This window comes from Pseudomonas sp. MWU16-30316, assembly GCF_020515645.1.
Classification (GTDB): domain Bacteria; phylum Pseudomonadota; class Gammaproteobacteria; order Pseudomonadales; family Pseudomonadaceae; genus Aquipseudomonas; species Aquipseudomonas cerasi.
In genome coordinates, this window is record NZ_JAIZAZ010000001.1 from 1,374,412 (window position 1) to 1,387,958 (window position 13,547).

The window sequence follows — 13,547 nt, forward strand, 5'->3', positions numbered from 1 at the left end:
GTGATTATTGAATAGGGTTCAGTGTGATTCAGGCGTGCCAAGCGCTGCGTCGATCAGTTCGATCCAGTGCCGCACTGGCGTTCGGCCGGCGCTGGCCAGATGGGTCTGACAGCCGATATTGGCGGTGGCAATCACCTGCGGTTTGCCGCTCTCCAGTGCGTTCATGCGGTTGTCGCGCAGTTGACGGGCGATGGCAGGCTGGGTGATGGAGTAGGTGCCTGCAGAGCCGCAGCATAAATGACCGTCCGGCACTGTGGTCAGATTGAAGCCTAGACGAGTCAGGACACGCTCGACTTCGCCGCCGAGTTTTTGCGCGTGTTGCAGCGTACACGGGCAGTGAAACGCCAGGCGCTGATCGGTCTTGATGCCGAGGGTTTCCAGCGGTTCGTCGCGCAGCAGTTCGACCAGATCCTTGGTTCGCGCGCTGATCTGCCCGGCCTTGTCGGCATAGGCTGGATCATGGCGCAGCAGGTGGCCGTAATCCTTGACGAAGGCCCCGCAGCCGCTGGCCGTCTGGATCAGGCTTTCAACACTGCCCTGCAACGCGGGCCACCACGCGTCGATGTTGCGCCGTGCCCGGTCCAGCCCTGCCTCCTGTGCATTGAGGTGATAATCCACGGCGCCGCAGCAACCCGCCTGTCCGACCGCCGTAACGCCGATGCCCAGACGATCCAGCACCCGCGCCGTAGCGCTATTGGTGTTGGGCGACAGGCCCGGTTGAACGCAACCTTCCAGGAGCAGCACCTGGCGCGCATGACCGGTGTGCGGACGAAGTCCGGCAGGATGGACCGTCTCCGGCAGCTTGGTGGCCAGGGTTTGTGGCAGCAACGGCCTGAACTTCAGGCCCATGCCGGTCAGGGATTTGAACAGCCCGGGGTGGGGGATGACGCGACGCAAGCCTTCACGCAGCACGCGTTCTGCGAGTGGCCGCGGCACCAGGGCCTCAACCGCCGCGCGGCCGATGTCCAGCAGGTTGTGGTAATCCACCCCGGACGGGCAGGTGGTCTCGCAGTTGCGACAGCTCAGGCAGCGGTCCAGATGCAGACGGGTTTTCTCGGTGACCGGCTGACCTTCGAGCACCTGCTTGATCAGGTAGATCCTGCCGCGTGGACCGTCCAGCTCATCACCCAGCAATTGATAGGTCGGGCACGTGGCGTTACAGAAACCGCAATGCACACAACTGCGCAGGATACGTTCGGCTTCTTCGGCGCGCGGCAGGGTTCTGGCGTGTTCACTCAATGTGGTCTGCATGTTTCAAAGCTCCGCGTACAGTCGGCCGGGGTTGAAAATCCCCTGCGGGTCGAGTCGGGTCTTGAGTGCCTGATGGTAGCGCAGCACAGGTGCGGCCAACGGTTCAAACGGGCTGTCGACGACGCCCTGGCTGTAGCAGGTCGCATGGCCGCCAACCGCCATAGTGATCGCTCTAATGGTTTGTCCGTCAGCATCCGACTTGAGCCAGCGTTGCGCGCCACCCCAGTCGATCAACTGCTCGCCCGGCAGATCCGGCAGGCGGCTGTCAGCAGGTACACAGAGCCGCCACAGCGGCCGAGGGTCATCGAAGAAGGGCAGGCGGTGCGCATTCAACTGTTGCCAGTACGCGGCATCGAGCAGCTCGCCGCCGAGCCGGTCCCGGGCTGCGGCCACTGAACCTTCACCGCCTTCCAGGCGCAGACGCAGTACGTGGCCATCATGGCTGGCCGCGCTGATCGGTATCGGTTGCTGACCCCACTCGGCAAGGCGCGCCAAGGCCAGCGCGCTGTCCATTTCCAGTGCGATGCTGCTGCACAGACGTGGTTTGGGCAGCACCTTGAGCGACACCTCGGTCAGCAGCCCCAGGCAGCCGAAACTGCCTGCCATCAGGCGTGAAACGTCATAACCTGCAACGTTCTTCATGACTTCTCCGCCGAAACGCAGGTGTTTGCCAAGACCGGTGATGACCCGTGTGCCCAGCACGAAATCACGCACCGACCCACTCCACGGACGGCGCGGTCCCGAGAGCCCCGCAGCGACCATGCCGCCGAGCGTTGCCGCGCCGAAGTCGGGCGGTTCGCAAGGCAGCATCTGACCTGCGGCATCCAGCGTCTGTATCAGCTCGTTCAATGGCGTACCGGCGCGCGCCGTGATCACCAGTTCTGTCGGGTCATAACTGACGATGCCTCGGTGCTCGCGGGTATCGAGTATTTCGCCAGCCGTTTCACGACCGAGAGAAGCCTTGCTGTTGCCGCCCTGAATACGTAACGGCCGGTTATCGCGGAGCGCCTGATCGACCCGCTGGAGCAGTGCCTGGCTGACGTCGTTGTCCATCGTGCTCATCAGAAGCGCTCCAGGTCGGGGAACGGCAATTGCCCGGCATGTATGTGCATGGCGCCAAATTCCGCGCAGCGATGCAGCGTCGGGATGTTCTTGCCAGGGTTGAGCAAACCGCTGGCGTCGAATGCCGCCTTGATGGCATGGAAGAAGGTCAGCTCGTCGCTATTGAACTGGGCACACATCTGATTGATCTTCTCGCGACCGACACCGTGCTCGCCAGTAATGCTGCCGCCGACCTTGACGCACAGCTCGAGGATTTTGCCGCCCAGTGCCTCGGCGCGCTCCAGCTCACCCGGTTGATTGGCATCGAACAGGATCAGCGGATGCATGTTGCCGTCACCCGCATGAAACACGTTGGCGACGCGCAAGCCGTATTGCTCGGATAGCTCCCTGATGCTGCGCAACACTCCCGGCAACTCACGGCGCGGGATGGTCCCGTCCATGCAGTAGTAATCCGGCGACAGGCGACCCACGGCCGGGAAAGCGTTCTTGCGCCCGGCCCAGAAGCGGACCCGCTCGGCTTCATCCTTCGCCTGGCGCACTTCGGTAGCGCCCGCCAGTGTCAATACCTCGCTGACCCGTTCGCAATCGGCGTGCACGTCGGCTTCGACGCCGTCCAGTTCACAGAGCAGAATGGCTTCGGCATTGACCGGGTAACCTGCGTGAATGAAATCCTCGGCGGCACGAATCGCCAGATTGTCCATCATCTCAAGTCCGCCGGGGATAATGCCCGCGGCGATGATATCGGCCACCGCGCGTCCGGCCTTTTCCACTGAATCGAACGCCGCCAGCAGCACCTTGGCCACTTGCGGTCTGGGTAGCAGCTTGACCGTGACTTCGGTAATGACGCCGAGCATGCCTTCGGAGCCGGTGAACAGTGCCAGCAGGTCGAAGCCCGGCGAGTCCAGCGTGTCGCTGCCCAGTGTCATCGGCTCGCCTTCCACGGTCAGGATCTCGACCTTGAGCAGGTTATGCACGGTCAGCCCGTACTTGAGGCAATGCACGCCGCCGGCATTTTCCGCCACATTGCCGCCGATGGAGCATGCAATTTGCGAGGACGGGTCCGGCGCGTAATACAGGCCGTGGGGCGCTGCCGCCTGAGAAATGGCCAGATTGCGCACGCCGGGCTGAACCCGCGCCAGGCGCGCCGAAGGGTCGATATCGAGGATCTGATTGAAGCGTGCCATGACCAGCAGCACGCCTTTTTCCAGCGGCAGCGCGCCACCCGACAGCCCGGTGCCCGCCCCACGAGCGACCACCGGTACGCGACGTGCGTGGCACAGCCTGAGCAGCGTCTGTACTTCTTCCACATGCCGCGGCAATGCCACCAGCATCGGTGTGCTGCGATAGGCCGACAATCCGTCGCACTCGTAAGGCCGCAGTTCTTCGGGCCGATGCAGGATGTCCAGGTCGGGCAACTGCTGTTGCAGCGCCTGCAACAGTTGTTGCTTGTCGACGGCGGGCAGCACGCCATCGATGCGTTCGTCGTAAAGGATATTCATCAAGCCACCCTGGGTTGTTTTTATCGGGTTAATGCATCCTAGCTCATTCGCTACGAAGCTTGAGTTGACAGCGAAGGTCTGATCACGCAATTTACGCATTACGTAATGCGGTTACGAAAATAAAAACACGCACCCATGCGTCAGGCAGGCGACTCCCGTGGACCTATTCACTTATTACCGCTCGACCTCCAGTTACCGTGTGCGTATTGCGCTGGCCCTCAAGGGGCTGGATTACACGGCGGTTCCGGTCAACCTGGCGCTTGAGGGCGGCGAGCAAAACAAACCTGATTACACGGACTTGAACCCGCAGGGCAGGGTGCCTGCGCTGCGGCTGGACGATGGAGTGGTCATCACTCAGTCACTGGCGATCATCGAATACCTGGAGGAGCGTTATCCGCAACCTGCGTTACTGGCGCAGGAGGCCGTGATGCGAGCTCGACAGCGTGCCGTGGCGGCGCTTATCGGCTGTGACATCCAGCCCTTGCACAACGTTTCGGCGCTTGACCGGTTGCGCACGCTTGGTCACGACGAGGCCGCTGTCGTGGCCTGGACCAGGCATTGGATCGGCCAAGGCTTGCAGGCCGTCGAGCAGTTGATCGGGGAGCAGGGTTTCTGTTTTGGCTCAAGCCCCGGCCTCGCGGATATTTACCTGTTACCGCAGTTGTACGCAGCCCATCGTTACCACGTTGACCTGACTGCATTTGCGCGTATTCAGCGGGTCGAGTATCTGGCCATGCAGCACCCGGCCTTTCAGCAGGCACATCCTGATGCACAATCGGACAAGCCGGAGTAGGCTGCCTTCATGAAGATTCTTGGTCTGCAACTGATATTCGGTGATTTTCTCGCACGCAGCGTGCGAGGGATTCCGTGTGCGCCGCCCGCAGGACAGTGATTGCCAGGGTTACCCACTCTCACTTTCCTGCAAGGAGCCAGTCATGGCTGATCTTTACGAAAATCCAATGGGCCTGATGGGCTTTGAATTCATCGAGTTCGCGTCACCGACGCCCAACAGCCTTGAGCCCGTGTTTCAGATGATGGGCTTCACCAAAGTCGCAACGCACCGCTCCAAGGACGTGTCCCTGTTTCGTCAGGGCGCGATCAACCTGATCCTCAACAACGAGCCGCACAGCCTGGCATCGTACTTTGCCGCCGAGCATGGTCCTTCGGTATGCGGCATGGCGTTCCGCGTGAAAGATGCGCAGAAGGCTTATAACCGGGCACTCGAACTGGGTGCACAACCGCTGGAAATCGCTACCGGGCCCATGGAGTTGCGCCTGCCCGCGATCAAGGGCATCGGTGGCGCGCCGTTATACCTGATTGATCGCTTCGGCGAGGGCACGTCGATTTACGATATTGATTTCAATTTCATCGAAGGCGTCGATCGCCACCCGGTCGGTGCCGGTCTGAAATTCATCGATCACCTGACCCACAACGTGTACCGCGGGCGCATGGCGTATTGGGCCGGTTTCTATGAAAAGCTGTTCAATTTTCGCGAGCTGCGTTACTTCGACATCAAGGGCGAATACACCGGCCTGACCTCCAAAGCCATGACCGCCCCGGACGGCATGATCCGCATTCCGCTCAACGAAGAGTCGTCCAAGGGGGCGGGGCAGATTGAAGAGTTCCTGATGCAGTTCAATGGCGAAGGCATCCAGCATGTAGCGTTCTTTACCGATGACCTGATCAAGACCTGGGACGCGCTGAAAGCAACCGGCATGCGCTTCATGACTGCGCCACCGGACACCTACTACGAGATGCTGCAAGGCCGCCTGCCCGATCACGGTGAGCCGGAGGCCGAGCTCAAGTCACGCGGCATTCTGCTCGATGGCTCTTCCGAAGGGGGCGAGCGTCGCTTGCTGTTGCAGATATTCTCCGCCACGCTGATGGGCCCGGTGTTTTTCGAATTCATTCAGCGCAAGGGCGACGACGGGTTTGGCGAAGGCAACTTCAAGGCGCTGTTCGAATCCATCGAACGCGACCAGATCCAGCGTGGTGTACTGACGCCGGATTGAGCGATAACCGGAAGTGCCCGCCTTGCGCGATCAGACGAGCCTGCTCAGGCTCGTTCTGAGTCATTTGTGCTTGAGCACGTCAGCCTGCCGATTGTGAGACGAGATATAACGCTCGGTAAATTCATGCGCCGGCATGGGACGACCATACAGATAGCCCTGACCCTCGTCGCACACATAATGACGCATCAGACTTTCCTGCTCGCGGGTCTCTATGCCTTCTGCCGTGACCTGGAGATTGAAGCCGTTCGCCAGCCTGATAACGGCCTCGATGATAACTTCGTCTTTTTTGCTGCGCTCAACGCCACTTACGAATGAGCGGTCGATTTTCAGCCGTGTCACCGGATAGTCTTTCAGCAGGCTCAGGGACGCATAGCCGGTACCGAAATCGTCGAATGCAATGCCCACTCCCAATGAGCGAAGGTGGCGCAGCGGTTCCATGATGCGCTGTTCGTTTCGCAGGATGATGTTTTCCGTGATCTCCAGCTCGAGAGCGTGTGCTGGCAAGGAAAAGTCTTCAAGCGCACTTTCAACCATTTCCGCAAAGTCACGCATGCGAAACTGCGCGGCGAACAGGTTGACGCCGATGCGGAATTCGTCACAGCCGGTATTTCTCCATTGCGCTGCCTGCTCACAGGCTGAACGCAGGATCCATTCGCCCACCGGCACCGCAAGAAGACCTGCTTCCAGTGCAGGTAGAAAAACCGCCGGGGACACCACACCCAGTGTCGGATGGTTCCAGCGAATAAGGGCTTCGGCTCCGGTAATACGACCGTCCGCAAGGCGTACCTGAGGCTGATAGTACAGCTCGAACTCTTTGTTGGCCCACGCCTGACGCATCGATGAGCTGAGCGCGCCTCTTCTTGACGCGGTCTGTCGATGCTCGGAGGTGAAGGTGCGAACAAGGGAACGTCCGTCAGACTTGGCCTGGTAGAGCGCCAGATCCGCATTGCCGAGCATTTGCTCCTCGTCGTAGTCGCAGCCGGACCTTACGGAGACGCCGATGCTGGCGCCGATGTAGATTGAATTGTCTTCAAACTCAATCGGTTCCTCGATGACCGCGATGAGCTCCAGGCCCAGCCTGGTCGCGTTGTCAGGGTCTGCCGTGTCTGACAGGAACACGACAAACTCATCGCCGCCCAGACGCGCGACCATATGGCTGGCCGGGACGTTTTCGCGAAGACGAAGAGAGGTCACCTGGAGCACAAAATCCCCCGCAGCGTGGCCCAGCGTGTCGTTGACGTCCTTGAAGCCGTCCAGGTCGATCAGCAGGATGGCCGCCGAAAGCTGTGCGCCGCACGCTTCCTTGATCCGCCTTTTGAGCGTCGATCGGTTGGCAAGGCCGGTCAGATGATCGTATTCAGCCGCATGCTTGAGTAATTTGTCCGCCTCGACACGCTGGGTGATGTCACGAATGATCGCTCCGAATTGTGGCTCGCCGGCATACGTCCATTGTGAGAGCGAGAGCTCGATGGGGATTGTATGACCGTCGCGATGGATGGCCGTCAGGTTGATGGATTTTCCGATAATGGAGGCCGGGCCGCCTGCAGACACCCTCGACAGACCTGCATGATGTCTGGAGCGCATTTCGGGCGGAATAATGATATCGAGAGGCTTTCCCATGGCGTCCTCGGATCGATGCCCGAAAATGAGCTCGGCCGAATTGTTCCATGAGATGATCCGGTTTTTGCTGTCCGAGCAGATGATCGCGTCGGGTGAGGTCGAGGTGATATTCATGAAGCGGGCGTGGCTGTCTTCATTCTCGAGCTCGAGCCGACGCAATTCCATTCTTTCGATGACCATGACCGCCAGGTCCTGAAGAATCAGTTGGTCTCGCTCCGAGAAGGTCTCCCGAGGTTTATTGTCGATCAGGCACAGGCTGCCCAGCACATGACCGCTGGGGGTTATCAGTGGCGCCCCGGCATAAAAGCGAATATAGGGAGCGCCTACCACCAGAGCGTTTGAGCGGAACCTCTCATCCTGCAATGCATCAGGCACCAGAAAAACGTTACGGCCCATCAGCGCAAAATTACAGAATGAGACGTCGCGGCCCGTTTCGCAGACATCGAGGCCAACACGCGCCTTGAAGAATTGCCGGTCGCGATGAACCAGAGAAATCAGAACAATGGGCGCGTCGAAAATCCGCGATGCCATTTGCACGATCTGATCGTATTCATGCTCAGGTGGGGTATCCATCAACGAAAAAGCATTCAAAATCCGAATACGCTCTTCGTCGTCATCGCCGACTGGGTAAGTACTCATTTGAGGTCATCGCTATAAGCTGATCGCGCCTGAAACGCGAAGCGATCGATGTACAATGCCGCTGTGCCGGCATCGGTGAAAACACCCTGCCAACACGCGCTTGCGCCATGCCGGAAAAGCAAAGTTCGATACATTGCAGCACCTCTCACAGTAGTGTATCGGTAGCTGTCTCTAGCAGCTTAGAAGCTGTATCGTCAAAAAACCGAATACCTGTAATGACTTCTTGAGCAACTAGCCTGCGGGGCATTCATTCAACTAAGCCCCGCGTGACCTCGGTGTAACAACGTGTTCGGGTGAGTGGCGCTAAGGTATGGAAACTGCATGGCGGGGTTCACTGCCAATTTGATGACAACCCTATGAAACGGCTTTCCTTTATTTCGACGAGGCTTACACCTTCGGCGCTCAGCAAAGCGTTGATCGGCTTCATTGCCCTGGTCTGTCTATCGCTGACCCTGGCTACCGTCTGGCAGATGAACCAGTCGAAGCTCGAGCGCGCGGCCACCGCCAGGATTGCGGTGTCCAATATCGTGCTTGCCGCTGAGCAGCAGGCTCAGGACACCCTGCAACAGGCTGACAATACGCTGCGTGACCTTGTCGAGCGTGTGGAACAGGACGGGGTTGCAGGCCAGCAGCAAAGCCGCTTGACCAGGCTGATGGCTCAAGACCTGATAAACGTCAAAGGGCTTCAGGGGCTGTTCATCTACGATGCTCAGGGCAACTGGGTCGCCAATTCCTTTGCCAATGGCGTGCACACCAGAAACAACGAAGACCGCGATTACTTCATTTACCATCGCGATAACCCTGACCCGTCCATTCATGTAGGGTCTATCGTAGAAAGCCGTAATACCGGGGATATGGTCATCCCGGTCAGTCGGCGTATCAATGCTGCGGATGGCAGTTTTGCTGGCGTTGCACTGGCCACCGTACCGGTGGCTTATTTCCAGGCGTTTTTCCAGCGCATGGATGTAGACGACAAGGGGGTAATCTTTCTCGCTCTTAGCAATGGCGACCTGCTGGCGCGACGCCCCACATTAACCGCACTAATGACCACCAATGTCGCCAAGGGCGATATCTTCACTCGCTATCTGCCCTACAGCGACAGCGGCACCGCGGTGATCAACTCCGTGGTGGACGGGGTGGAAAGGATCTACGCCTATCGGCGAGTGTCCGGATTGCCGATCGTCGCCGCTGCAGGCGTCTCCTGTCAGCATGTGTTCGCGCCCTGGTGGGCTTATGCACACCGGTCCATGACCATCACCGGCATCATTATCCTTGCGCTGGTTTTGCTTGGCGTCCTGCTGTACCGGCAAATCCAGCAGTTGATCAATGCGGAAGGTGAACTGAACATCGCCAGGAACGAACTGGAGATCATCGCTCACACGGACAGCCTCACGCACCTGGCCAATCGACGCTGCTTCGATGCGGCCTTGCAGCAGGAGTGGGGGCGGGCGAGCCGGAATACTGCAACTATCGCGATCATTCTGCTGGATATTGACTGGTTCAAACAATACAACGACACCTACGGTCATCTGCAGGGAGACGACTGCCTGAAACAAGTGGCTGGGCTCATAGGCAACAGTCTTGACCGGGCTGGGGATATCGCGGCACGTTACGGCGGCGAGGAGTTTGTCATTCTGCTGCCTGAAACCGACCTGGCAGGGGCGCTGAAGATCGCGGAAAAAATCAGATCATCCGTTGAAACCACTCGTATAGAGCACTCGGCCAGCCCGCTGGGCAAACTGACCATCAGCTCGGGCGTGGTGTCGATCAACGCAGCAGAGAAGGATGGACATACCGCCGCGTTGGCGGAAGCGGATCGGCTGCTTTACCTGGCCAAAACCAAAGGGCGTAACCGCGTCGAAGGTCGGCTGATTCACGGCTGGCATGGAGCGAGCCATTTCGCCAGGGTATCAACCGCCTCTTCCTGAGTCAGTCTGACGGACGGCTACCGCCCATACGCTCGCTGATGGCCTGCGCCGTTTGCAAAAGCCGCCTGGCCGCCAGATTCTGCGTCTCGTCGTTCAACATCGATCCCGGCCCGACCACGGTGATCACCCCCACCAGCTTGTCACCCATGGCGAACAGCGGTGACGAGGCTGCATTGATACCCGGCATCAGCAGGCCCTGAATCTGGTGCACGCCGGTGGTACGAATCTGCTCGACATGCTGCTCGACCTCACGCAGCTGGCCGGTGCTCAGCAACGGCACTTCCTGCTCGCGGAGCGCAGCGGTTTCGCGCCCGTTCAGAAAACTGTCGAACACCAGGCCGGTGGACGAGCCAAGCAGCGGCAGCACCGAGCCGATCTGCGTGACCAGCGTCACCGCACCCATCGAGGGCTCGACATACACCACGGTCGGCCCCTTGTTGCCCCATACCGCCAGAAAACAGGTCTGATTCAACTCGTCGCGCAGGCCAGCCAGCCAGGGGGCGGATACCTTCAGGACATCCAGCTTGCCGAGCGAGGCCAGCCCTACCTGCAACGCCTCGCGTCCCAGCCCATAGTGATTGTTGACGGCATCCTGTTCAGCAAAGCCACTGGCAATCAGCGCCTGCAGATAACGATGGACCTTGCTGGCGGGCATGCCCAGGTGTTCGGCCAGTCTCGACAAAGACGTGGCAGGGGAGAGTTCGGCGAGCGCCTTGAGCACGCCCAGCCCGACTTCGGCGGCCTGGACCTTCTGCTGGCGTCCGCCTGCGGGGCTTTCGGTTTGCTGGGTCATGGGATGCTGTGCGCCGATCGGGAAAGGCAGCTTTATAGCTTGACCGGCTGGCAAACTCAAATTACGTTATGCGTAATCTGTTTACGTTAAATTATATTTCCTCGTGTCTGTGTCCGACCCCACAATAACAAGAGGTCCAGATGGCTATCCACTCCAGTTCCGACGCACTGCTTTATCAGTCGGGCTTTGGCAACCAGTTCAGCAGCGAGGCGCTGCCTGGTGCCTTGCCGATTGGTCAGAACTCGCCGCAGAAGCATCCGCTGGGCCTGTATGCCGAGCAGTTCTCGGGCACCGCTTTCACGGTTGCGCGCAGCGAAGCCCGACGTACCTGGCTGTATCGGATCAGCCCATCGGCAGCCCATCCGCGTTACCAGCGCATGGATCTGCAGATCGCCGGTCGGGAGCAGGGGCCGATCAACCCCAACCGGTTGCGCTGGAATGCCTTCGATATCCCGAAAGAGCCGACCGATTTCATCGACGGCCTCATCCCTCTCGCCAGCACCTCGGCGGCGGAGCAGGCCGAGGGCGTCAGCGTTTACCTGTACACCGCCAACATCTCCATGCAGCGAGCTTTCTTTAGCGCGGATGGCGAATGGCTGGTGGTGCCCCAGCAGGGCCGGCTCAGAGTCGTCACCGAATTGGGCCTGCTGGACATCGAACCCCTGGAAATCGCCGTCCTGCCGCGAGGTTTGAAGTTCAGCGTGCACCTGCTCGATAGCAGCGCCCGCGGATACCTCTGCGAGAATCACGGCTGCGCCCTGCGCCTCCCGGAACTGGGTCCGATCGGCAGCAACGGGCTGGCCAACGCACGTGATTTTCTGACCCCGGTCGCCTGGTTCGAAGACAGTCGCCAGCCAATGCAACTGGTGCAGAAGTTCCTCGGTGAGCTGTGGTCGACGCAACTGGAGCACTCACCGTTTGACGTGGTGGGCTGGCACGGCAATAACGTTCCGTACAAGTATGATCTGCGGCGTTTCAACACCCTCGGTACGGTCAGCTACGATCATCCGGACCCGTCGATTTTCACCGTGCTGACCTCACCGGGGGCTATTCACGGCCAGGCCAATATCGATTTCGTGATCTTTCCGCCGCGCTGGATGGTGGCGGAAAACACCTTCCGCCCGCCGTGGTTCCACCGAAACCTGATGAACGAGTTCATGGGCCTGATCGACGGCGCGTACGATGCCAAGGCCGAAGGCTTCATGCCCGGTGGCGCTTCGCTGCACAACTGCATGAGCGCGCACGGCCCCGATAATGTCACCGCCGAAAAGGCTATTGCCGCCGAGCTGAAACCGCACAGGATCGACAACACCATGGCCTTCATGTTCGAGACCGGCAAGGTCTTGCGCCCCAGTCGTCACGCGCTCGACTGCCCGCAACTGCAAACCGATTACGATGCCTGCTGGAAGGACATGGCCAGAACGTTTACCAGGGAGCCACGCTGATGAATACCGCGTTCAAGCGTCGTAGCTGGGTCGAATCTGCCAACAGGCATGCCGATTTCCCTTTGCAGAACCTGCCATTGGGCGTGTTCAGTCACGGCCAGACCGGCCCGCGTGGCGGAGTGGCGATAGGCGACAGGATTTTCGATCTGCACGCGGCAACAGAATCCGGGGTGTTTCAGGGACAGGCCGCCGACGTTGCTGACGTTGCCAGCCGCGACCAGCTCAATGATTTTCTTGCGCTGGGTGCCGCAGCGCGCCAGGCATTGCGCACCGCCTTGTTGCAGTTGCTCGATGAAGACAGCCCGCAGCGCGACAGGCTGCAGGGTATGGCCGGTTTGTTGCTGCCGATGAGCGAGTGCACGTTGCACATGCCCGCTCGGGTAGGTGATTACTCGGACTTCTACGTCGGTATTCATCATGCGCTGAATGTCGGCAAGCTGTTCCGCCCGGACAACCCGCTGCTGCCCAACTACAAATACGTGCCGATCGGCTATCACGGCAGAGCGTCGACCTTGTGTCCCTCGGGTACTGCTGTGCGGCGCCCCAGCGGACAAACCCTGGCGGCAGGTCAGGAGTCGCCCGTTTTCGGTCCCTGCCAACGCCTCGATTACGAACTGGAACTAGGGGTCTGGATCGGGCCGGGAAATGTCCAGGGCGAGGCCATCGGGATCGATCGGGCCGCCGAGCACATTGCCGGGTTCTGCCTGCTCAACGACTGGTCGGCGCGTGACATACAGGCATGGGAATACCAGCCACTGGGGCCATTTCTGTCGAAGAGCTTCGCCACCACGATTTCGCCCTGGGTGGTGACTGCCGAAGCCCTTGAACCGTTTCGTCGCGCCCAACCGCCGCGTCCGGACGGCGATCCGCAACCGTTGGCCTATCTGCTGGATGACCACGATCAGCAGGGTGGGGCGCTGGATATCGAGCTGGAAGTGCTGCTGCTGACTGCACGGATGAAAGCCGACGGGCTGGCGCCTCACCGGCTGGGTCTGAGCAACTCGCTGAACATGTACTGGACAGTGGCGCAGATGGTCGCGCATCACAGCGTCAACGGCTGCAGGTTGCAGCCGGGTGACCTGCTCGGCACCGGTACGTTGTCCGGTCCCGGAGAAGGTCAGTACGGCAGCCTGCTGGAGATGACCGCCGGCGGCAAACAACCGGTGAGCCTACCCAACGGCGAAGTACGGATGTTCCTGCAAAGTGGCGACGAGGTGATTCTGCGTGCCCGTTGTCATCGCGACGGGTATGCCTCGATTGGCTTTGGTGAGTGCCGGGGCGTTGTGCTCGACTGAGAA

At 59.9% G+C, this 13,547-nt stretch carries 10 protein-coding genes; 5 read left to right on the top strand and 5 right to left on the bottom strand.

The genetic code is table 11. The features are described 5' to 3' along the window. Nucleotides 1–18 precede the first annotated feature (18 nt). Genes glcF through glcD form a run of 3 tightly spaced genes read right to left on the bottom strand, consistent with a single transcriptional unit; the run spans nt 19 to nt 3,812 of the window. Nucleotides 19–1,251, bottom strand: coding sequence for a glycolate oxidase subunit GlcF (gene glcF / locus LCH65_RS06380; protein ID WP_058397950.1), 1,233 nt, complete (start codon nt 1,249–1,251; stop codon nt 19–21). A 3-nt stretch (nt 1,252–1,254) separates the two neighbouring features. Then, a complete protein-coding gene (glcE, locus tag LCH65_RS06385) occupies nt 1,255–2,313 on the bottom strand; it encodes a glycolate oxidase subunit GlcE (RefSeq protein WP_058397949.1) in 1,059 nt (352 codons plus the stop codon). Next, nucleotides 2,313–3,812, bottom strand: a complete 1,500-nt coding sequence (gene glcD, locus LCH65_RS06390) for a glycolate oxidase subunit GlcD (RefSeq protein WP_003436290.1) — start codon at nt 3,810–3,812, stop codon at nt 2,313–2,315. The genes glcE and glcD overlap by 1 nt, the downstream gene beginning before the upstream one ends. A 157-nt stretch (nt 3,813–3,969) precedes the next feature. Here glcD and maiA point away from each other — a divergent pair, with 157 nt between their 5' ends. Next, complete coding sequence (gene maiA, locus LCH65_RS06395; RefSeq protein WP_226439237.1) at nt 3,970–4,605, top strand: maleylacetoacetate isomerase; 636 nt, start codon at nt 3,970–3,972, stop codon at nt 4,603–4,605. Between the two features lie 142 nt (nt 4,606–4,747). Next, nucleotides 4,748–5,824: a 4-hydroxyphenylpyruvate dioxygenase gene (hppD, locus tag LCH65_RS06400; RefSeq protein ID WP_003370421.1), complete on the top strand. Its 1,077-nt coding sequence runs from the start codon at nt 4,748–4,750 to the stop codon at nt 5,822–5,824. 60 nt (nt 5,825–5,884) lie between these two features. On the opposite strand, the gene LCH65_RS06405 is transcribed toward hppD, so the two are convergent. After that, nucleotides 5,885–8,083 carry an EAL domain-containing protein gene (locus LCH65_RS06405; protein ID WP_044308535.1) on the bottom strand — a complete coding sequence of 733 codons (2,199 nt, stop codon included), beginning with the start codon at nt 8,081–8,083 and terminating at the stop codon, nt 5,885–5,887. 356 nt (nt 8,084–8,439) lie between these two features. On the opposite strand from LCH65_RS06405, the gene LCH65_RS06410 reads away from it, so the two are divergent. Next, nucleotides 8,440–10,011: a sensor domain-containing diguanylate cyclase gene (locus tag LCH65_RS06410; RefSeq protein ID WP_024662292.1), complete on the top strand. Its 1,572-nt coding sequence runs from the start codon at nt 8,440–8,442 to the stop codon at nt 10,009–10,011. Between the two features lies 1 nt (nt 10,012). On the opposite strand, the gene LCH65_RS06415 is transcribed toward LCH65_RS06410, so the two are convergent. Next, nucleotides 10,013–10,804 carry an IclR family transcriptional regulator gene (locus LCH65_RS06415; RefSeq protein ID WP_024662291.1) on the bottom strand — a complete coding sequence of 264 codons (792 nt, stop codon included), beginning with the start codon at nt 10,802–10,804 and terminating at the stop codon, nt 10,013–10,015. Between the two features lie 140 nt (nt 10,805–10,944). Here LCH65_RS06415 and hmgA point away from each other — a divergent pair, with 140 nt between their 5' ends. Continuing rightward, the gene (hmgA, locus tag LCH65_RS06420; protein WP_024662290.1) at nt 10,945–12,249 is read left to right on the top strand and encodes a homogentisate 1,2-dioxygenase; all 1,305 of its coding nucleotides are present in this window, start codon (nt 10,945–10,947) and stop codon (nt 12,247–12,249) included. Beyond that, on the top strand, nt 12,249–13,544 hold the full coding sequence (gene fahA, locus LCH65_RS06425; protein ID WP_226439238.1) for a fumarylacetoacetase: 1,296 nt from the start codon (nt 12,249–12,251) through the stop codon (nt 13,542–13,544). The genes hmgA and fahA overlap by 1 nt, the downstream gene beginning before the upstream one ends. The last annotated feature ends 3 nt before the right edge of the window (nt 13,545–13,547 follow it).